Origin of the sequence: Rhizobium pisi (assembly GCF_003938655.1) — a bacterium.
GTDB classification, from domain to species: Bacteria; Pseudomonadota; Alphaproteobacteria; order Rhizobiales; family Rhizobiaceae; genus Rhizobium; species Rhizobium pisi.
The window spans coordinates 86,506-106,989 of record NZ_RJJT01000005.1 but is presented as its reverse complement, the minus strand read 5'-3'; the positions used below and the strand labels follow the sequence as shown (position 1 = coordinate 106,989).

Here is a 20,484-nt window from a genome sequence, read left to right as displayed (position 1 = left end):
TCCGGCATGTCACTCCAGCTCCGGTGTGGGACGGCATCGCCTACGCCATCCCACCCATTTCGTCGCGGCCCGTGTTGCAGCGGCCGCGGGGCGGCCGTAGGCGATGGCCGACAAGGCCTGTTCCTCATGCCTCTGCCGCAGCTTCTGCCGGAACACCTTCATCCCTCGGGATCCTGAACCACGCGACGTAGAGCGCCGGCAGGAACAGCAGGGTGAGCGCGGTTCCGACAACGATGCCGCCCATCATGGCGTAGGCCATCGGCCCCCAGAAGATCTCGCGCGAGATCGGGATCAGCGCGAGCGTGGCGGCCGCCGCCGTCAGCATGATCGGCCGCATGCGGTGTTCGGTCGCCTCGATGACCGCCTGCCACGGCGCCATGCCCTCGGCGCGCAGATGCTCGATCTGTACGACCAGGATGACGGAGTTGCGGATCAGGATGCCGATGAGCGCCAGCACGCCGAGGATCGCGACGAAGCCCATGGGAGCATTGCTCAGCAACAGTGCCGCGACCACGCCGATGAGTGCCGTCGGCGCGACCGCGAAGACCAGGAAGAGGCGGCTGAAGCTCTGCAGCTGGATCATCAGGATCGTCGCCATCGTAAAGAGCATCAGCGGAGCGACAGCGGCGATCGGTCCCTGAGCCTCGGCGCTGGATTCGACCGCGCCGCCCACTTCCACCTTGTATCCGACAGGAAGGTTCTTCTCGAACTCTTCAACTTTCGGCTTCAGCTGGTCGACGATCGTGGCGGGCTGCGTCGAACCGATGACGGCTGCCTTGAGCGTGATGGTGGGTTGCCGGTCGCGCCGCCAGATCGTCGGCTGCTCGAGCTCGTAGCGGAAATTCGCCACGGCCGAGAGAGGCACCACCTTGCCGTTGGAGGTGGAGAGCTGCAAATTCTGCAGCGTCTGGACGGAGTCGCGCTCGGATGCGCTGGCCCGCCCGATGACATTGACCAGGTAGATGTCGTCGCGGATCTGCGTCGCCGTCGAGCCTTCGACGATGCCGTTGAGCGCGGTTGCGATGTCCTCGGAGGAAACGCCGAGCTGGCGCGCCTTGTCCTGCAGGACATCGACCTTCACCACGCGGGACGGCTCGTTCCAATCCAGCACCATGTTCGACAGCAGCGGATGCGAACCGACGACGCCGGCAAATTGCTGGGAGATATCACGAACCTTCTGAATATCGGGGCCGCTGATCCGGTACTGGACCGGCTTTCCCACCGGCGGGCCGATGTCGAGAAGCTTCACGAAGGCGTCGGTGCCGGGGAAGGTTTTCGTCAGGTAATCCTGCAGCTGCGCCCGCACCTTGTCGCGCACGTCGAGCCCTTTCGTGACGATGATCGTCTGTCCGAAGGTGACATCGGGCGTCTGCACGTCGAAGGACAGGATGAAGCGCGGCGCGCCCTGGCCGACATAGGTCGTCCAGTGATCGATATCCTTGTTGCCGGCCAGCATTTCCTTTTCGAACCTGGCCATCTGCCTGTTGGTCTCGGCGATCGAGCTGTTGTGGGGCAGGTTCCAGTCGATGACGAGCTCGGTCCTGTCCGAGTTCGGGAAGAACTGCTGCTGCACCAGCCCCATGCCGCCGACAGAAAGGGCGAAGACGCCGACCGTCAGCACGATGGTGACCCAGCGCCAGCGCATCGCCAGCCCCAGAAGCCAGGAGAAGACGGCGGCGAAGCGGCCCTTCTTCTCGTGATGCGACTTCATGGTTTTCGGCAGGATGGTGACGCCGAGAAGCGGCGTGAAGAGCACCGCGACGATCCAGGAAACCACCAGCGAAACCGCGATGACCACGAAAAGCGTGAAGGTGAATTCGCCGGCGGCGCTGCTGTTGAGACCGACCGGGATGAAGCCGGCGACAGTGACGAGCGTTCCCGTCAGCATCGGAAAAGCCGTCGACGTATAAACGTGGGTGGCGGCCTTTCTCAGATCGTCGCCCGCCTCCAGGCGGGCCACCATCATCTCGACGGCGATCATGGCGTCGTCGACGAGCAGCCCGAGCGCGATGATAAGCGCGCCGAGCGAGATGCGCTGAAGCGAAATGCCGGAATATTCCATCACCACGAAGGTGATTGCCAGCACGAGGGGAATGGAGATCGCCACCACCATGCCGGCGCGAAGGCCGAGGCTGATGAAGCTGATGACGAGCACGATGACGATCGCTTCGAAGAGCGCGCGGGTGAAGCCCGAAACCGCTTCGTCGACGACGGCAGGCTGATCGGAGACGCGGTGGACATCCACGCCGATCGGAAGATCGCCAACGACCTGTTTCATCCGGGCGTCGAGCGCCTCGCCGAACTCCAGCAGGTTGGCGCCCTGCTTCATGCCGATCGCGAGCCCGATCGCAGGCTGGCCGTCGTAGCGGAACAGCGACGACGGCGGATCCACGTAGCCGCGCTTGATCGTGGCGACGTCGCTCAGCGGGAAGAAGCGATCATTGATGCGAAGGTTGATCGACCTGAGGCTCTCCTCGGAGGTGAACTGTCCGCTCACCCGCAATGCGATGCGCTCCGGCCCGGCATCGACGAAGCCGGATTGCGTGACGGCATTCTGGGCCTGCAGGGTCTGGATCACGGACTGCTGGTCGATGCCGAGCGCTGCGATCTGGCGCGTGGAGAATTCGAGATAGATCGCCTCGTCCTGGGCGCCCATCACATCGACCTTGCCGACATTGGGCACGGTCAGAACCTCCGAACGGGCGTTTTCGACGAGATCGCGAAGCTGCCGCTGGGTCAGCCCGTCGCTGGTGAAGGCATAGATATTTCCGAAGACGTCGCCGAAGCGGTCGTTGAAGAAGGGACCGACGACCCCGCTTGGAAAATCGCCCTTGATGTCGGCGATCATGTTGCGAATGCGCAACCAGGTCGGCGCCACATCTTTCGCCTTGGTTGTTGGCAGCAGCTCGACGAAGACGGTGGTCTGGCCTGCAACGGTCTGGCTCTTGGTGTAGTCGAGCGATTCCAGTTCCTGAAGCTTCTTCTCGATCCTGTCGGTCACCTGCCGCGTCACCTCCTCGGCGGAGGCGCCGGGCCACTGGGCGGTGATCACCATCGTCTTGATGGTGAAGTTCGGGTCTTCCTCGCGGCCGAGGTTCAGGTAGGAGAAAGTGCCGGCGAGAATGAAGACGATCATGAAGTACCAGACGAGCGAACGGTGTTCGAGCGCCCAGTCGGAGAGATTAAAGGACTTCACTGGCTAATCTCCTGGTCGATCCGGATGGCCTGGCCATCTTCAAGTTTATGCACGCCTGCCACGACCACCCTTTCTCCGGGGGAGAGCCCTTCGGTGACGCGGACGGAGCCGCCGTCGACGACATCGCCGTCGATCTTCACGCGGCGCAGCGATACTTTCCTGGCCGGTGCGTCGACGATCCAGACGCTCGGACCGTCGCTGCCGGCAAGGATGGCGGAAGACGGCAGCATGATCTCGGGATCTGCTGCGATGGTTGCAGAGGCGGTGATGACAGAACCGAGCCTGAAGGCTTCAGGCGGGTCGGTCAGCGCGATCTTGGTCCTGCTCGTGCGGGTGGCGGTTTCCGCCTCCGGCGCGATCTCGCGCACGATCCCCGAAGTGCGGATCGTTGGATCGAGCTGCAGCGTCACGTCGAAGGGGGCGCCGATCTTCAGTTTCGGGGCGGCGGCCTGGGGCACGTCGACCACGGCGTCGCGCTTGTCCGGCCGGGCAATGGTCACGACCGTCTGGCCGGCCGACACGACCTGCCCGACTTCGGCCGAGGTTGCCGTCACCACGCCGTCGAATTCTGCCTGAAGCTGCGCATAGCCAAGCTGCTCCTTGGCCTTGTCGAGGTTGGCCTGCGCCTTGGCGACGGCGGCCGCGGCCGTCCGCCTCGCCTGCTCGGCCTCTTCGAGCGAGGCTTCCGTACCGGAGCGCGATTCCAGGAGCGCGCGCTGGCGCTGCTCCGTGGTCACCGCGTTCCTGAGCTGGGCGTCGCTGTTTTCCACATCGGACTGGGCGCTGCGCACGGCAAGCTCCAGTGCCACCGGATCGATGGCGGCAACGACATCACCCCGCTTGACGATATCCCCGACATTGACGTTGCGGGCGATCATCCGCCCGAGAATCCGGAAGCCGAGCTCGGTCTCGATCGTCGGTTCGATCGTGCCGGTCAGCCCGAGTCTGGTCGCGGGCGTCTGCTTGACTGTCACAGACAGCACGGGACGGGGCGCCTCCTCCTTGCTTTCTTCCTGCTTGGTGCAGGAGGAGATCAGGGCCGTACCCATCATCAGTGCGATTATCTTGGGTCGAATACTCACTTGGAAGCTTCCTTGACATAAGACACGTTTTCACCGGGCCTGAGAAACTTGGTCCCGTCGGTCACCACGACATCCCCTGCCGACACGCCCGACTTCACGATGAAGCTGCCGGTCTCATAACCGGCGACATCGATCGCCTTGACCGAAACTGCGGACGATGCGGGATCGACGATCCAGACGGCGGGCTTGCCCTCCTTGGAGGTCATTGCCGACCAGGGAAGCTGGATGACGTCCTGCGAGAGGTAGCGGAACCTGCCGACCACGGGAGCGCCAAGCGGAATGGGGGCGTCGCTCGATATCGCAACCTTGACCCGGATGGTTCCGGTGGAGGCGTCGATCGTCGGTGAAATCTCACGAACCTTCGCCGTGATTTTCTGCGAGGGGTCCGACAGCAGGTTGACCGTGCCGTCGCCATCGATCGGGCGCAGGAACGCGCTTTCCACAACTTCGAAGACGGCATCCCGGTCGCCGTCATGGGCAAGGGTGAAGACGACCTGCGCTGCCTGCGCCACCTGCCCGGCCTCGGCATTGCGGGCGGTGATCACGCCGTCGGCATCCGCCTTCAGCTCCGTGTAGGACAGCGTATCCTGGGCGGTTTCGAAGAGCGCCTGCGCCGATTTCGTCGAGGCCTGCGCGGTCAGAAGCGCTTCCTGTGCCTGGTCGAGCGCGGCGCGCGTCGTCACCTGCGTTCGAAACAGGCTCTGCTGGCGGTCGAATGCAAGCTGCGCCTGGGTCTGCTGCGCTTCAGCCGACTGCAGATTGGCCGCCGCCACATCCAGGTCGGCCTTCTGCTCTTCGGGATCGATGCGCGCGAGCAGCTGCCCCGCCTTCACGGACTGCCCGACCTCCACCAGCCGCTCGGTGATCTTGCCGCTGACGCGGAAGGACAGGTCGGTCTGGACACGGGCGCGGACCTCCCCGGTGATCGCGCCGCCCTGAACCAGCGGCTCGGGCTTGGCGACGACGACGGCGACCTGCCGCTGGGTGGGCTCGGCCGGCCCGCCGGCATCGCTGCATGATCCCAGGCCGACGGCGCATAGGATCGTTGTGGCGACCAGAATGGTTCTCATAGTTGACCTCTTGCTCTCAACGGCAGCTCATATATAATTGACTGACGCATTAGTCAATGAAACTTTGTGCCGCAGGAAATGAGGGCGCACACGAGAAGGGAAGCGAGAAAAATGGCAGCTCAGAAGAAGCTCACACGCGCAGAACAGAAGGCGCTGCGGCCTATCCAGATTCTCGATGCCGCCTTCGAGGAATTCGTCAGATGCGGCTTCGCCGGCACGCGCGTCGAGGACATTGCCGACAGGGTCGGCGTCACCAAGGGCACCGTCTACGTCTATTTCGAGACCAAGGAAGCGCTTTTCGAAGCCATGATCAACCACTTCTCCGTGCCGTTTCAGCAACTGCTGGCAATCACCGAGAGTCTCAGCGGCAGCGCCACCGACAGGCTGATTTCCATTCTCGGCCTGCTCTACGACCAAATCGCCGAGGATCGCACGACCCGCGAACTGACACGGTTCGTCATTGCGGAAGGACATCGGTTCCCCGACCTGATCGACCGCCACCACGATCAGTTCATTGAGCCAATCATCGTCAAAATCGATGCTCTCATTCTGGAAGGGGTTGCAACAGGCGAGTTTCGCGCCGTTCCGGTGGAATTCTCCGACATCGTGGTCGCACCCATCCTGACGACGACGGTTCTGCGGCTAATATTCGACGACCGCCGGGTGCCCACTCCCAACAGGGAGGCCTTCCTGCGGACCTATTTTGATCTCCTGTTCAACGGCCTGCTCGCCAAGCCTCGCTGACCGTCGATGGCTTCACCCGCCGTCGATCATCGAAGCGCCACCACGCGAGGCGGCCGATTTTTGCGCCAAGGAGGTTTGGAAGGACGTTTTTAAGGAGGCCCAACATTTTTAAGAATGCGCAAAACATCGACTGCGGATCTTTGCGGCACCCATTTTTTAAAATGTTTGGTCTCCTTAGAAACCTCTTTGTCACTCTTAACATATTGAATCTATTCATATTCAGTGGCAGGGAGGTTTTTAAGGGAGCGAATTCCCGATAATTTCGCCCAGCATTTCTGCAGAGCATATGCAGACGCCGCCGCTCCCTTAGTCGCCCTGCGGGGCTCCTTTTGCGACAGCGCTGCGGCCCATTTCGCCGAAAGAGTAAAATACCGAGCAACGCACGTAGCTTTTCTGAAGTCTTTATGTGAAAACATCGAGTTAGCTTATGCCTTCGAAGGCACGACCTGAATTCGCGACGGAATAACGTGGAACGCAAAGTCAATCTCAAGGATGTCGCGCGCGACGCTGATGTATCGCTGAGCACGGCCTCGCATGCGCTAAACGGAACCGCACCGCTGACAGTTGAAGTGCGCGAAAGGGTTCTGGATTCGGCCAAACGCCTCGGCTACCTCGAACGCCGCCGAAAGAAAGCGACGATTGCGACGCTGCGCGTCCTGCTTCTCGCCATTCCCGATGACGCCGCGCCGGAGAGCGATCTCAACCTGGTGAGCTGGACGATCCTCAACGGTCTTCGCAAGGAATGTGAGCGCCGCGGCATCAGGATCGTGCCTTATGTCAGCACCGGCCGGCGTATCGATGGGACTCAGGTCAGGCAGATAGCCCTTTCCGAGCGCGCCGACGGCATCGTGGTGTTGAACGACGATCAGCCGGAACTCATCCGCAGCCTCGCCTCATCAGATATGCCCGTCGTCATCGTCAACGGCGAGGATCCGGCCATGCTGGTCGATACGGTGACGCCCGAAAACCGCTTCGGAGCGCGGCTCGGCATCGAGCATCTGCTGGGACTCGGCCATCGCCGCATCCTGCACCTGACCTGGAAGGGCCGCACGACGATCCAGCGTCGCTATGACGGCTTTTCCGACGCCTATTTCGCCGCCCAGCTTCCCCTACCCAAAGACTTGATCGTGGAAGCCGAGGGATACGAGCCGAAACATGGCGAGGCCGCCATCTCCGCCCTGCTCGACCGCGACCCCACGATGAAAGGCGCCACCGCCGTCTTCTGCGCCGCCGACAACCTGGCGCTCGGCTGCCTGAAGGCCCTTGCCGACCGCAACATACGAGTGCCCGAAGCGATCTCGGTCCTCGGCTTCGACGACATCGTCCCCGGCGAATTCAGCCGCCCGCCGCTTTCGACCGTCAGCGTGCCGACCGACCGCCTCGGCGCCGCAGCGCTCGCCCTCATCGAACAGCGGCTGATCGCCAACGACCCGCAACGCCCGGCCCACCGCCTGGAACTCGGCTGCCACCTTGTCCTGCGCGGCAGCATCGCGCCACCGCGTTAACGCAGATCGGAGGACATCAATATCTCGAAGGGCGCCAAAGGCTTTGTGATTTTCGGAACTCCCGCCTTTGCCAAAGCCGCGATAATCAGCGTATGTGAGCCTGGGCTCGACATAGTGAGAAAAGTCTTGGCGCACTGCATCAACAAAATCACCGGGCGATAGGCTGAACGCTTCCACGAGAAAATCGTCCGGATGCTTCGTATGCAGGCGTAGAGGCGCTATGATTTCAGCCCGAAAATCACTCTGATTGAAGGTCACGATCACATCAGCGCGCGTGGATATCGCCGCAGCAAGAACGTGTCGGTCATCGGGATCAGGAAGCCTCAATCCCTCCATCAAAGGCTCATAGGCCTCGACAAGACAATCGGGAACTGCCGCATTCATGAGCTGCCGGGTGCGGACAAGATTTTCCGGCCTCAGGTCGGGACGGTTCTTGATGAGATTTGCCACCCATTCATCGTGCACGGCATCCACCAGCGCGCCCTGAAGAGCTTGGACTGGGCAAGATGCAGCACTAGGCTTCGCAGCCTTGCGCCATAGAAGACGTTGGCGTCAAAGAAAGCCGTAAAGGTTGAAATCATTCGAGCCCTAGTCTTCTCGCCTCGGCGTTCAACTCACCTAGAGCATTCTTCTGTTCCTGCTTGCAGGCGCGTTCATATTCGATGAGATCTGCAAACCTCACGCGACGATGGCTGCCGACCTTTCGATAGGGAAGTCTGTTGGCTTCGAGTTGACGTACCAGATGCGGACGGGACACGTTGAGATAGTCCGCGGCTTGTTGCGTGGTCAGTTCCGCATCATAGGGGATCAAGGACATCGGCGTCCGATTGGCCATCGCCTCCAAAACCTCATAGATCAGCCCGACGGCCCGCCGGAAGCGGGACAATGATCTTCTTGTCTTCAGTGCCGTCGAGCGTGATCTGCACCGTCTTCATTCGCCTCTGCGACGGCTTTGAGTTTATCTGCAGCCTTGCGCGCAATAACCGATTCCGCCTCATCGGCGACAAACGGCTCATGCGTCTGGTCCATGAGTGCATGCATTTTCATCTCCTGTGGCATTTGCGGGCAGACACTTAGGTAGGTCATAAACAAGCATTCTCGTCGTCGAGTGTCACCATTTATTCGAAACAACCGAAACAAATGAAACAAACGCACATGCGAAACAGCGTGAAAGGCAGTCCTAGAACGATATAAGCGGCTCAGGCGATCGAGCCTGAACCGCTCCTCTTCGTAGCGGAAAGGTCGGGGCCTTTCCGCCATTCTTTCTCTCTCACGCCCGGATTGCCGAGCGAGACGGGCCGCTGGCGCTACGCGCCGGCGCAGCCATGGCCGAGGCGGTCTTGCGGAGTGCGACGGCGATCTCGCGGGTCCCGCTATCGATCTGACCGGTCGATTGTGCCACTGCCCGCAGCCTCTGCTGAAGCTGCCGGACGGCATCGTTGAAATCGATGGAGGCCGGTGACGCACTCCCTATTATGCGGAAATCGGACATGCGTGCTCGATTCGTATAGCCGCCGCTAAACGCAGAAGCGCGCCGCATGGGTTCGATGCGGCGCGCTTCAGTTGCGCAATCAGACGTGGAATGCGGTTCTACGGCTTGCCAGGAGGGCTTCTCAACGCCCGGGGTCTATACGCCGACCTCGTTCACTTCATGCCTGTTCCGGCAATACCCGTCGTGATGTACTTCTGCAGGAACAGGAACACGACGGTGACCGGCAGCAGGCTGAGGAAGGTCATTGCCAGGATATAATGCCACTGCACCGAGAACTCGCCCTGGAAGGCGTTGAGGCCGACCTGCAGGGTGAAATTCTCGCGGCTGTTGAGGACGATAAGCGGCCAGAGGAAGTCGTTCCACCGCCAGAGCACCGAAAAGATCGCGAGAACCGCGAGAGCGGGCGCCGTCAGCGGCAGGATGATGCGCCAGAAGATGCAGAATTCGCTCGCCGCATCGACGCGCGCCGCTTCTATCAGCTCGTCGGGTATCGTCAGCATATATTGCCGCAGCAGGAAGACGGCCGTCGGGGAAGCGATCGTCGGCAGAATGACGCCCCAGAGATTGTCGGCAAGCCCGACCCCGACGATGACGAGATAGGCCGGCACCATGACGACGGCGAGCGGGATCATCAGGGTCGAAATGATGATAACGAAGACCGTGGTGTCGCCGCGAAATTTGTATTTCGACAGCGCAAAGGCCGCCATGGCATTGACAACAAGCGTCAGAAGCGTCGCAACCACGGTGACGAACACCGAATTCCTCAGGAACGTCAGGAAGTTGAAGCGCGTCAGCGGATCGGTGTAGTTCTCGGTCGCCATGGTCAGCCGCTGCACGGGGCTGATCTCCTTGACGTCGACGCTGACGGGCTGGCCCGGATTTGCCGGATCGACCATCTGGGCCTTGAGGCCGATGCGCCGGATCATGGCCATTTCGCGTGACTTGCCGTCGACCGTCACCTGCCAGAGGCTGAGCGGCTTGTCGTAGCCGGGCACGGTCTGCTCCACGGCGGCGCGGGGAAGCAGCGTCGGCGGAAAGCGGGTGATCTCAGCGGCCGGCTTCAGCGAAGAGAGCCCCGCCCAGACGACGGGAACGAGCACGGCGAGCGTTCCGCCGACCAGCCAGACCCAGGACAATATGTCGGTGATATCGATGCGTCCGGCCCGGCGCGTGCGCGAGAGAAAGCTGATCGGGTTCATCTCAGGACTCCATTCGCTTGCCCAAGCGCAGCTGTATGAGGGTGAGAACCAGAAGCACTAGCCCCATGAGAACCGATGCGGCGGAGGCAAGCCCGAAGAGGCGAAGATCGCTGCTGAATGCCATCTGGTAAATGTATTGGACGATGAAGCTGTTGGCCGTGCCCGGGCCGCCGCCGTTCGTCAGAACCCAGGCCTCGTCGAAGATCTGCACGGACTTGATCATCAGCAGGATGAAGACGACGAGCAGGTTCGGAGCAAGGAGGGGAAGCGTGATCCTGAACAGCGTACGACGCGGCGAAGCGGCGTCGATGGAGGCGGCCTCATAGAGTTCCTTGGGTATCGCCTGCAGACCGGCGAGCAGGATGAGGGTGTAAAAGCCCATGTGGAACCAGACCGACACCACGACCACGAAGAAGCGCGACCAGCCGACGTCGAGCAGGAAAATTTCAGGCGGGACGCCGAGCATCTGGAAGAAGGCGTTCAGCAGCCCATTGCGATCAAGGAACCACTTCCAGATCAGGCCGATGACAACGGGCGACAGCAGAACCGGATAGAAGAACATCGCCCGGAAGAAGCCGCGCGCAAAGATCGCCCGGTTGAGGATCAGCGCCGTGATCAGCGCCACCAGCAATGTGGCGACGACATTGCAGGCGACGAACCAGAGCGTGTTCCAGACGGCGGTCCAGAACAGCGATTCCTGGCAGGTGCCGGGCTGCAGGTAATTGCCGCAGGAAAGCAGGGCGCGGAAATTGTCGAAGCCGACGAAGGGCCGCTCCGAGACGAAAAGATTCGTGCCGCCGGTGAAGGCGTAACCGACCGCGATCGCAATCGGCAGGAATGTGAAGATGGCGAACAGAACGAGGTTCGGCGCCAGGAACAGCCAAGGCATGCGTTTGCGGCCGAAGACGCGCTCGAACGCATTCATCGGAGCCTCGACCACCCTCATCGCCGTTTCGCCCGCCTGGGAGACCAATGCACCAGCCGCCATGGTCAGCGCCTCCCCTGTCCAGATCGACGGGCAAAAGCAAGTTCGGTTTTGGGATCGAACAGATGAATACGCGCCGGATCGGCGTCGATCAGCAGCCGGTCGCCCTGCTGAGGTGCGAAATGACCTGCCTCGTGGATGATGATCTGCTCATCCTGTCCCTCGAGATTGCCGTAGACATAGGTCTCGGTGCCCAGGCCTTCATGATACTGGACGACGAACGGCAGGCCCTGTCCGCTGGACCGCGAGAAATGGGCTGGCCTTATGCCGGCGAGAACCTCCTGCCCGACGGCAATGCCGGCGGGGTCGACATCGCTGACGATCCTGCCGCCGTCGGCGACATCGACGGCGATGCCGCTTTCCGTGATGGCAGCGACCTTGCCCTTGAGGATGTTCATGCGCGGCGAGCCGAGGAAGCCGGCGACGAAGAGGTTGCGCGGATTGTCGAACAGATCGAGCGGCGCACCGACCTGCTCGACCCGCCCGGCACGCAGCACGACGATCTTGTCGGCCATGGTCATCGCTTCGACCTGGTCGTGCGTGACATAGATCATCGTCGTCTTGATCTCGCGATGGAGCTTGGTGATCTCGGCGCGGGTCTGGACGCGCAGCGCCGCATCAAGGTTCGACAGCGGCTCATCGAAGAGGAAAATATCGGGTTCGCGCACGATCGCCCGGCCGATCGCCACGCGCTGGCGCTGGCCGCCCGAAAGCTGCTTCGGGCGCCGGTCGAGATAGGGTTCGATCGCCAGCATCCTCGCCGCTTCGGCGATCCGCGCCTCGATCTCTGCGCGCTTGAACTTCAGATTTTCAAGGCCGAAGGCGAGGTTCTTGCGCACGCTCATATGCGGATAGAGCGCGTAGGACTGGAAGACCATGGCGATCTTGCGCTCGGCGGGCGAGAGCGCGCTGACGTCCCTGCCGCCGATCGCGATCGTGCCCGCCGTGACCTCTTCGAGGCCGGCGATGACGCGCAGCAGGGTCGACTTGCCGCATCCCGACGGGCCGACGAAAACGACGAATTCACCGTCCTTGATGTCGAGTTCGACGTCATGCAGGACCTTGACCGTGCCGTACGCCTTGTTGACGGTGGAAAGTTTCAGTTCTGCCATTCCCCACTCCCATCAGGTGCCGCCGTTTCGAAGACGACGTCGATTTCGTTCCAGCCTTGCGGCAACGGTGTCGGCCTCGTGATCCGCACCTCGTTCATCAAGATGCCGGTGACGTCAGCCACGTAGACGGCCGGCATTCCTCCCGGATAGCGCTCAAGGCCGATCACCCGCCCGTCCGCGCCGCGGGTCCAGGCATTGGCGCGGCCGCCGCCATCGGCCTTCGGAGCGAGGTCGGCGTTGGTCGGGCGCAGGTCGTAGCTCTGCGCGGTACCAAGCTGCCCGGGCTGCTGGTCCAAACGGATGCGCCTCAGCCATATGTTGTGGATGCCGGCGGGCGCGGCGGCGATGACGGTGATTGCCCCCTCCATGCGCCCGGTCACGTCCTCGACGATGAGATTTTCGATGGCGCCAGCGGGCCGTTCGGCGACGCGGTCGACGACATTGACGGTCAGCGCCTCCCCCGAGCCCCAGAAACCATCAAGCGTTTCGCGGCACTCCACGACAATTCTCGAAAACCTTACGTTCGATATCCGCCCGCCATCGCGAGAGAAGATGCCGAGCGCCCTGTTGGAGGACGAGACGCTGCAATCCTCGAACACGACGTTGGTGACGTCGCCATGCGTTTCCGTGCCGATCTTCAGCGCGCAGCTCAAGCTCTGAACGGCACATCGGCGGACAAGAATGTTCTCGCATCGCCCGATGGCGACGCCTTCCGGGCCGATGCTCGTCTTCAGGCAGACGCCGTCATCGGCCGTCGATATGCTGCAATCCTCGATGACGGCGCCGCGGCAGGCGTCGAGCACGATGCCATCCGTATTGGGAAGGCGGCGGTCGTTTTCGATGGTGACATTGCGGACCGCGACATCGGTGCAGTTGACGAAGTGCAGCGTCCACATCGGCGAGCGGCTGATATGGATGGACCTGATCTCGACCTCGTCGCAGCCTTCGAAGACGACGACGCGGGGGCGGAATTCGGCCGGGATGAAGGTTCCCACCGTCTCGTCGTCTCCCGTGATGAAGCTGTCGCAGCCGGCTTCGATGCGCCCTTCCCCCGTCAGACTGATCCGCCGCGCATCCCTCGCCACGATCATGCCGCGATCCGATTTTTCCGCGATCACCGAAACGCGCGTATGCGCGTAAGCCGCATAGTCTGGAACGGGACGCAGGATCGCGCCGGCGCAAAGATGCAGCTCGACGCCGGAGCGCAGCCGGAGCCCCCGGCAGACGTGGATGCCGGCGAGGAGCTCGAGGCGCCCGCCGCCGGACGCCGAAAGGCCGTCGATCGCCGCCTGCAGGCGGTCGGTATTGTCGCCGTCGAGTGCCTCAATCGCGACGAGGGAGATCGCACTCATGAGCGACGGCCGCTCTCGATAAGGACTTCCGTCAAGAGCAGCATGGTCAGGGCCTGGCCGTAAGGTGTCGGCAGGTTCGGGATGCGCCGGTAGAAATCGAGGTCATGGCCCATCGGCGTGCCGTCCGAAACGCCATGGACGACGCCTTCCTCGTCGATCTCAGCCAGCACCGCCGCAAACGCGCGATCCGCATAGACCTTGTCGCTCTTGTCGAGAATGCCGGCATCGATGGCGCGCAACATGCCATAGGCGATGCCTGCGGTAGCAGAGGTTTCCAGCGGCGAGGACGGATCGTCCAGAAGCGTCGTGAACATGCCGTCCGGCCGCTGGCAGGCCTTTAGTGAACGCACCTGGCTGACGAGAACGTTCGACAGGAAACGGCGGTCCTTCTCGCCGAGCGTCGGAACGAGGTCGAAGAGTTCGGGGATCGCGACGGTGATCCAGGCATTGCCGCGCGCCCAGAAGGCATTGGCGAAATTGTGCCGGCCGTTGAAGGTCCAGCCGTGATACCAGAGGCCGCTCACCGGATCGGAGAGGTAGCGGGTGTGGATCATGAACTGGTAGACGGCCTCATCGATCCATTCGCTGCGCTCGCAGAGCACGCCGGCCTGGGCGAGGAACAGACAGGCCATGAACAGCGTGTCGTCCCACAATTCGCCGTCGTTGAGGCGCTCCTTGACGACGTGCTGAAAGCCGCCGTCTTCGGTCTTCGGCAATTCCTTGACGAGCCATTCGGCCCAATCCTCGACGAGGGCGCGGAAATCGGGGCGGTCGACATGTTGGACGAGGATGGCAAGCGGCAGCATCGGCGCCGTGCTGTTGATCTGGCGCGGCGGAAGGCCGCGTTCGATCTGGCCGCTGTACCAGGCGACGAGCTCCTGCAGCGCCTTCTGGTCGTTGGCGGAAATCGCGCGGCGCAAGAATCCGTAAAGGCCGACACCGACTTCCCAGTCCCATTCGTCGAACTGGATTCCGGATGCGGCACTGTCCGTCACCAGACCTTCCTTGATGCCTCTGAGCCGGCTGAAAGCTGTCGCCACGCGATCGATCGTCGTCAGGAGGGCGGCGTTATCGACAGATGTTGTGTTCATGCTGGAGACCTATGTTTCAGGAGTAGAAAGGCCCGTCAGTGCCGGCGCCGGATGCCGCACTGTCGTGGGTGAGGATCGGATGCGGCTGATCGTGCGTGAACGGCCGGGCCGTGCCGCCGATCGAAAGACCGTCGGCATAGGAGAGAGACATCGCCGGGCCGCCCGGCGGTGTCAGGGAGAGACGCCGATGCGCGGGATCGAAGGAAACCGCCGTCTGGCACAGGCGCTCGATGAAGGCCTTGAAGGCGTCGCCATTGCCGCAGCCGATGATTGCAGCCCAGCCGCAGAGCGCCCCGTAGGAGCGCGCCTCGCGCCCGGCGGTCGGGCCGTCGGTGATCAGCTCCAGCCCGTTCGACGCCCAAAGGGCCGAAAATCCCCTGCCCGATCGCGCAATCAGCCACTTGTCTTCAATGATGAGATCGTCGAGGCCGTCGCGGCCGACATAGGCGTGCGTCCATGCATGCCGCGCATCACCCGTATCTTCGATCAAGAGAGCGACGTCGCGATGCTGGGCGACGCGCGGCAGAATGCCGTTGCCGGCCCAATAGGACGGTCTTTGATTGCCCCAGGGATCGTCTTCACCGGGATGGTTGACCCAGAGCCGCGCCATCGGGTGGCCGGCCAGCCTGACATCGAGGACGTGCTGCTGGTGTCCCTTCTGGCCGGTCTTGTGATCCACCACCGTCGAAAGCTGGGCTGCCTCGTTCTTGAACAGCACGAGCTTCCCGCTCTCGAGCCCCTGGCTGTAGCGCGCCTCGACGTTTCGTCCTCGCGGAAGTGCGGCAAGCCCGGCGAGATCGGCGGGCGGCTCGTAACCGCCGGCGCAGAACATGGTCAAAGCAGCCACGCCGTTGTTGAGGAAGCCGGTTCCGAAGGCGACCTGGGCGAAGGGCGCCAGCTCGGTCAGCGGACCGGCGCGCAGTTCCTTGTCGTAAGCGCGCCCCTGCGATCCCGCCGGCACGCCGGCGAGCGTGTGAAGGGCGATCATGCGGAAGATGAGATCGATCTGGCCGCGCGCCCGATCGGCGATCCCGCTCTCTGCCCAGCGTTCCAGCGCCAAGAGGCCGATGAAATCGATCGGGTAGTAGGCGGCCGAGTTCCATTCCGCCAGCCCATGGGCTTCGACGCTGTCGAACCAGCGCCCGAGACGCTCGACGGCGAGTTCGGCCTGCTGCCGTCCCGTCCTGCCGGAGGCTGAAAAGACCTCGTCGGGCAGGAGAAGCCCGGCCAGAAGCTGGCTCGTATGGAAGCAGAGCACGTGGTTCTCGCTCCAGAACCACATCGCGTCGTTACCCGGCTCGTCGACCCAGTAGCGGTAGGAGAGAACGGAACGGCGGATGCGATCGACCGTGGCCTCGGGCATCCGGTCGCCATAGGCGCCGAGCAGCCACAGGAGCGGCACCATGATGAAGTCAGAGCAATCTTCCCGCGCGTCGATGGAGGCGAGCGTCGCATCGACGATGCGGTCGAAACTTTCCCGGTCGCTATAGTCGGTTTCCATCATCGCGATGAGGCGCCCGGCGCGGTTGGCGCCGAAGTGGGCGCTGTATTCCAGCGCCTGCCGCTTGCGGGCGGCAAGCGACGCCTCGGCCGGCAATGGAGAAACGCTGCTCATGAAGGCCGCGTCAATGACGCGCGTGACCGAACCGGGGCCGGAACCGATCGTCATGTGGATACCGTGATAACCGTCGGCAATGCCGCAGACGTCATCGACGGTCAGGCGGTCCTGATGGGCGCGCAGGGTCAGTTTCGCATGGGCGAGGATGGGCCGTTCGTGACCATGGCCGACGACCTTGAGTTCCACAGGCAGGTCGCGCGCGGGCGCCGTGTCGAAAATGATCTCCAGCGGCTGATTGACGAAGACATCGCGCACTGGCCGCACGCCGCGCGACAGGGCCTCCAGTTCACGGACCTCGTCCTGGTCGAGCGATACCGGCAGCAGCACCGAAAGCGGCTCCTCGTCCAGCATTTCGAGTTCGAAGAACCAGGTCGTGTCGCGCTCGGCAAGGTCTTCGGTGTGGACGAGAATCTCGTTGTCCCCGGCTTCGAGCGCCAGGCGTATTCGGGTTGCGCTCTCGACGTTGCGCCTAAACGGCTCGAAGCACACCGCTTCCCGGCCGTTGACCCATATGCGAACCCCGCCGCAGGTCTTGAGCGCGAGATCGAGCGTGCGTGGGGCCTCGGTCCTGAACGTGCCCTTCAGCCATTTCCTGACATGCGTCGGCACATGCCAGAAGCTGGTGAATTCGACGCGGCGGTTCGAGCCGGGAAGATAGAGGCTTTCTGTCGGCCAGGATGTGTCGGGCAGAAGCGGCCGCCCAACCATGGTCGACCAGAAGGCCTTGCGGCAGGGCAGGTCGCCGACATCGACGAAACCATTGATGAAGCGATAGTTCACGCGATCTTCGGCCGGGGCCGGCTCGCCGGGAAAATAATTGGCGATGAGACCGGACACGGCCCATGCCGTTATCGTCTGACCCTTGGCGACGCCATAGGCTGGCGCCATGTCGTCCGGCTGCTTGACGCTTTCCGTCTGCACAGATCGCCTCCTCCGCAATCATATGCAAATATTTTCATTACTTTATTTCACTGCGTCGCTTTGAAAATTGCTCAAAAACATCGCGATTGCCGTAGAAAATAGCTTGACGGCAGGAATGTCAAGTATATGAAATTCGTTTATCGATGGCTGAGGCCGCGATTGATGAAAATGTTTTCATGGGAGGATGAAAATGAAAACCTATCTCTCAGGGGCTCTCGCACTGGCGCTGGCCACCGTTTCTTTCGCATGGTCCAGCGTGGCCATGGCGGAAACCCAGACGATCACCTTTCTCTTCACCGACGACGACCAGGCTTACGTCGAACGGATGGAAGCGCTGAGCAAGGAATTCGAGACGGCGCATCCCGACATCAAGGTGAATTTCGTCTCGTCGGGCTATGATGCCGTCGCCAAGCAGCTGCCGGTGCAGCTCGCCATCGGCGAAGGCCCCGACATCGCCAAGATCACCGACTGGCAGCTGGCGCCCTATTACCTCGACATGCGCCCGCTGATGAAGGATCCGGACGGTTTCGCCAAGCTGCACGGCGACAGCCTGAACACGCTTCGCTTCCCCGGCGTCAACGATCCGAATTCGATCAACGGCTATGTCGCCTCGCAGACCTTCAACCTGCCGTTCGTCAACAAGACGCTCTTCGAACAGGCCAAGGAACCGCTCCCGAAGCCGACCGCCACGCTGAAGGAGATCGTCGAAGCTTCCGCCCGCGTCGCCAAGGCGACGGGCGCCCAGATCCCCTTCACGATGGACCGTTCGGGCCACCGCTTCTCGGGTGCTGCCTTCTCCTACGGTTCCAACTACGTCAAGGACGGCAAGTTCCAGTTCCCCGACGATGCCGCCAAGCGCTACATCACCGATCTCTACAACTGGACGAAGGACGGCTCTTTCCCCAAGGAAATGTGGGGCGCTGCCGGCGGAACCCAATACAAGAACATGGGTGACGAGTTCGTCAACGGCAATGTCGTGACCTATATCGCCGGCAACTGGATGGTCAATCCGTTCCAGCAGAAGATCGGCGACGGCTTCGACTGGACGGCAATCAGCGCGCCTTGCGGGGATGCCGGCTGCTACGCGATGCCGGGCGGCACGGCGATCGTCGGTTTCAAGCGCACCAAGTATCCGCAGGCCGTCGCCTCGTTCATCGAGTTCCTCGGCTCTGAAAAGGTCCAGCGTGAGATCGCCGAAAACTACGTGATCCTGACCGGCGCCAACATCAAGGATCCGCAGTACAAGCTGACCAGCAAGAACGCCAAGGACGCCATGGCCGTCTTCCTCGCAGCCCGCGACAGCGCGCCGCAGGCCGCCCGCGACCTGGAACGCCTCAAGGGATCTGGGGCCATGTATCAGCTGATCGTCCAGCGCATGAGCCAGCTGATCGTCGGCGAGCTCTCCCTCGAAGACACCTTCAAGGCGATGAGCGCAGACGTCGACAAGATCAACGTGGCGCTCACCGCCAACAAATAACCCCACAGATTGCGCGCTGCATCAGCCACGACCTCGCAACGGGCCGTGGCTGATCGTTTTTTTTGTCCAGGCACGTGCTGCTCGAAAGCCTCACTGCCTGGCGCTCCCTCTGAACGGTCGAGCAATTTTGCCGGAATTACTGCCCGATCAAGTATATTCAGGCGGTCTTTCACTCTGGCGGAGAAGTCGTCGTGACACGCGCCGCGGGAGAGGCTATAGGCGTCGTGATCAGTTCAAATGCCGGCAGGCCCGGCCACGTCCAGCGACCGTCTACCGTACAGAGGTGCATTTCCATGCCGATGGGCTCCGAGCATCCGCTGCGAAGGGAACTTCACAACGAGCTGCACGCGCGGCCGTCGCTTTATTTCGATGGCGACACCGATGTCTGGCATGTCGCGATCGTCGGTGACAACGCCCCTCCTGCAATGCCGCAGTTCCTGCCGGGACTGGAGGATGTCTCCACCACCACCGAGGGCAATCACGGCATCGGCCGCTTCGGCGATGGCCGGCTGAAGTGGGAGGCGCATACCGAGTTCCTCACCCTCACCTTCGTCACATCAGCAGTCTCAGCCCCCGGCAGCCATCCGCCCGAGGCCTTTCAGGCCTGCTGCGACAGGATCGACGGAAAGGTGATCGCCGCCGTCCGGGTGCTGGTGCGCGACGAAAAGGACGGGCAGGCGCTCGAGAAACCCAAGCTCGATTATGTCGCCTCCAAGGTCGGCGGCGGCGATGCCGAAGTGCATTCGAACTTCCGGCTGAGCGACAGCGGTTTCGTCGAATTCCTGTTCTTCAACCGCAACCTCAACGCCTATCGCACCGGCCGCATGGTCCGGCGTTTCCTGGAGATCGAGACATACAGGATGATGTCTCTGCTCGCGATGCCGATGGCGCGCGAGACGCTCTCGCAGCTCTCGGCCTTCGACCGGCGCCTCGATCTCCTGATCGCGCACATGCAGAGCGCCGTCAAAGTCGACAAGGCGCTGCTTTCCGAAGTGACCAGGCTTTCCTCCGATGTCCTTAACTTCTCCGCCCTTGCCCGCCACCGTTTCGGGGCGACGAAGGCCTATGCCGAGATCGTCGCCAGCCGGCTGTCGGAGCTGCGCGAGGAACGCGCCGAGCAACGCCAGCGGATCGGCACCTTCATCGACCGGCGGTTCCAGCCGGCCGTACGCTCGGTGCGCGCCGCCGAACGCCGTCTCGATGAACTCGCCGAACGGGTCAGCCTCGCCGGCGACCTCCTGAGAACCACCGTGCAGGTTCAGCTCGAGGATCAGAACGCCTCGCTGCTGACCTCGATGGAGGAGCGGGCGCGCATCCAGGTGCATATCCAGCAGGCGGTCGAAGGCTTTTCCGTCATCGCCATCACCTATTACACCGTCGGCCTCGCCAAGATCTGCCTCGAAAGCATTTCCGAACTGGGCGTCGATCCGCATATGGCCAAACTCGCCGTGCTCGCAGCCATCCCGCTCGTGCTCTTTGCCGTTTGGACCGCCGTTCGACATGTCCGCAGAAGCATTGCCAGCGCACCGCACAGCCCGGTATCCGGAAGCCACTGACGCTGAGAGGCGTGGTGAAGCGAAAATTCCCTTTCGCCGGAAAGGAAATCCGCGAGACCTGGAACAAGGCCGGGCCGAACCCCG

16 protein-coding genes and 1 pseudogene are annotated in these 20,484 nt (G+C 62.3%); 4 read left to right on the top strand and 13 right to left on the bottom strand.

The features are described 5' to 3' along the window. Window positions 1-124 precede the first annotated feature (124 nt). The 3 genes from EFD55_RS08475 to EFD55_RS08465 are packed head-to-tail and all read right to left on the bottom strand — an operon-like array spanning window position 125 to window position 5,348. Window positions 125-3,196 (bottom strand): efflux RND transporter permease subunit, encoded by a 3,072-nt coding sequence (locus EFD55_RS08475; protein ID WP_125844274.1) that lies wholly within the window; start codon window positions 3,194-3,196, stop codon window positions 125-127. Further along, window positions 3,193-4,278 carry an efflux RND transporter periplasmic adaptor subunit gene (locus EFD55_RS08470; RefSeq protein ID WP_125844272.1) on the bottom strand — a complete coding sequence of 362 codons (1,086 nt, stop codon included), beginning with the start codon at window positions 4,276-4,278 and terminating at the stop codon, window positions 3,193-3,195. The genes EFD55_RS08475 and EFD55_RS08470 overlap by 4 nt, the downstream gene beginning before the upstream one ends. Then, complete coding sequence (locus tag EFD55_RS08465; protein ID WP_125844270.1) at window positions 4,275-5,348, bottom strand: efflux RND transporter periplasmic adaptor subunit; 1,074 nt, start codon at window positions 5,346-5,348, stop codon at window positions 4,275-4,277. Before EFD55_RS08465 ends, EFD55_RS08470 begins: the two co-directional genes overlap by 4 nt. Window positions 5,349-5,459: 111 nt before the next feature. Here EFD55_RS08465 and EFD55_RS08460 point away from each other — a divergent pair, with 111 nt between their 5' ends. Together EFD55_RS08460 and EFD55_RS08455 are read left to right on the top strand one after the other, a co-directional pair. Then, on the top strand, window positions 5,460-6,092 hold the full coding sequence (locus tag EFD55_RS08460; protein WP_125844268.1) for a TetR/AcrR family transcriptional regulator: 633 nt from the start codon (window positions 5,460-5,462) through the stop codon (window positions 6,090-6,092). A 467-nt stretch (window positions 6,093-6,559) separates the two neighbouring features. After that, entirely contained in the window at window positions 6,560-7,597 is a 1,038-nt protein-coding gene (locus tag EFD55_RS08455; protein ID WP_125844266.1) for a LacI family DNA-binding transcriptional regulator, read from the top strand. Between the two features lie 255 nt (window positions 7,598-7,852). Here EFD55_RS08455 and EFD55_RS34280 read toward each other — a convergent pair. The 10 genes and pseudogenes from EFD55_RS34280 to EFD55_RS08405 form a co-directional block, all read right to left on the bottom strand. Next, window positions 7,853-7,981, bottom strand: a pseudogene (locus EFD55_RS34280) (PIN domain-containing protein); the annotation flags it as partial. A gap of 193 nt (window positions 7,982-8,174) precedes the next feature. Next, complete coding sequence (locus EFD55_RS08445) at window positions 8,175-8,483, bottom strand: excisionase family DNA-binding protein (protein ID WP_148102903.1); 309 nt, start codon at window positions 8,481-8,483, stop codon at window positions 8,175-8,177. A gap of 14 nt (window positions 8,484-8,497) precedes the next feature. Continuing rightward, window positions 8,498-8,638, bottom strand: a complete 141-nt coding sequence (locus EFD55_RS08440) for a hypothetical protein (protein WP_245438427.1) — start codon at window positions 8,636-8,638, stop codon at window positions 8,498-8,500. Window positions 8,639-8,867: 229 nt separating this feature from the next. After that, window positions 8,868-9,089, bottom strand: a complete 222-nt coding sequence (locus tag EFD55_RS08435; RefSeq protein WP_125844261.1) for a hypothetical protein — start codon at window positions 9,087-9,089, stop codon at window positions 8,868-8,870. 152 nt (window positions 9,090-9,241) lie between these two features. Further along, window positions 9,242-10,288: a carbohydrate ABC transporter permease gene (locus EFD55_RS08430; RefSeq protein WP_125844259.1), complete on the bottom strand. Its 1,047-nt coding sequence runs from the start codon at window positions 10,286-10,288 to the stop codon at window positions 9,242-9,244. Window position 10,289: 1 nt separating this feature from the next. Then, on the bottom strand, window positions 10,290-11,276 hold the full coding sequence (locus EFD55_RS08425) for a carbohydrate ABC transporter permease (protein WP_125844257.1): 987 nt from the start codon (window positions 11,274-11,276) through the stop codon (window positions 10,290-10,292). A gap of 2 nt (window positions 11,277-11,278) precedes the next feature. Beyond that, entirely contained in the window at window positions 11,279-12,385 is a 1,107-nt protein-coding gene (locus EFD55_RS08420; RefSeq protein ID WP_125844255.1) for an ABC transporter ATP-binding protein, read from the bottom strand. Continuing rightward, window positions 12,373-13,737 (bottom strand): polygalacturonase PglB, encoded by a 1,365-nt coding sequence (gene pglB / locus EFD55_RS08415; RefSeq protein WP_125844253.1) that lies wholly within the window; start codon window positions 13,735-13,737, stop codon window positions 12,373-12,375. Before pglB ends, EFD55_RS08420 begins: the two co-directional genes overlap by 13 nt. Continuing rightward, window positions 13,734-14,828 carry a beta-galactosidase BglB gene (gene bglB, locus EFD55_RS08410; protein ID WP_125844251.1) on the bottom strand — a complete coding sequence of 365 codons (1,095 nt, stop codon included), beginning with the start codon at window positions 14,826-14,828 and terminating at the stop codon, window positions 13,734-13,736. Before bglB ends, pglB begins: the two co-directional genes overlap by 4 nt. Window positions 14,829-14,844: 16 nt before the next feature. After that, window positions 14,845-17,367 carry a hypothetical protein gene (locus EFD55_RS08405; protein ID WP_125844249.1) on the bottom strand — a complete coding sequence of 841 codons (2,523 nt, stop codon included), beginning with the start codon at window positions 17,365-17,367 and terminating at the stop codon, window positions 14,845-14,847. 190 nt (window positions 17,368-17,557) lie between these two features. Here EFD55_RS08405 and EFD55_RS08400 point away from each other — a divergent pair, with 190 nt between their 5' ends. After that, window positions 17,558-18,844, top strand: a complete 1,287-nt coding sequence (locus EFD55_RS08400; protein ID WP_125844247.1) for an ABC transporter substrate-binding protein — start codon at window positions 17,558-17,560, stop codon at window positions 18,842-18,844. 293 nt (window positions 18,845-19,137) lie between these two features. Next, entirely contained in the window at window positions 19,138-20,400 is a 1,263-nt protein-coding gene (locus EFD55_RS08395) for a DUF3422 domain-containing protein (protein ID WP_125844245.1), read from the top strand. Window positions 20,401-20,484 lie beyond the last annotated feature (84 nt).

Bases quoted from the DNA above. Each gene is read 5' to 3' on its own strand.
- EFD55_RS08440 (WP_245438427.1), bottom strand. From the start codon at position 8,638: ATGCATGCACTCATGGACCAGACGCATGAGCCGTTTGTCGCCGATGAG.
- EFD55_RS08430 (WP_125844259.1), bottom strand. From the start codon at position 10,288: ATGAACCCGATCAGCTTTCTCTCGCGCACGCGCCGGGCCGGACGCATC.
- EFD55_RS08460 (WP_125844268.1), top strand. From the start codon at position 5,460: ATGGCAGCTCAGAAGAAGCTCACACGCGCAGAACAGAAGGCGCTGCGG.
- bglB (WP_125844251.1), bottom strand. From the start codon at position 14,828: ATGAACACAACATCTGTCGATAACGCCGCCCTCCTGACGACGATCGAT.
- EFD55_RS08425 (WP_125844257.1), bottom strand. From the start codon at position 11,276: ATGGCGGCTGGTGCATTGGTCTCCCAGGCGGGCGAAACGGCGATGAGG.
- EFD55_RS08435 (WP_125844261.1), bottom strand. From the start codon at position 9,089: ATGTCCGATTTCCGCATAATAGGGAGTGCGTCACCGGCCTCCATCGAT.
- EFD55_RS08420 (WP_125844255.1), bottom strand. From the start codon at position 12,385: ATGGCAGAACTGAAACTTTCCACCGTCAACAAGGCGTACGGCACGGTC.
- EFD55_RS08395 (WP_125844245.1), top strand. From the start codon at position 19,138: ATGCCGATGGGCTCCGAGCATCCGCTGCGAAGGGAACTTCACAACGAG.
- EFD55_RS08465 (WP_125844270.1), bottom strand. From the start codon at position 5,348: ATGAGAACCATTCTGGTCGCCACAACGATCCTATGCGCCGTCGGCCTG.
- EFD55_RS08400 (WP_125844247.1), top strand. From the start codon at position 17,558: ATGAAAACCTATCTCTCAGGGGCTCTCGCACTGGCGCTGGCCACCGTT.
- pglB (WP_125844253.1), bottom strand. From the start codon at position 13,737: ATGAGTGCGATCTCCCTCGTCGCGATTGAGGCACTCGACGGCGACAAT.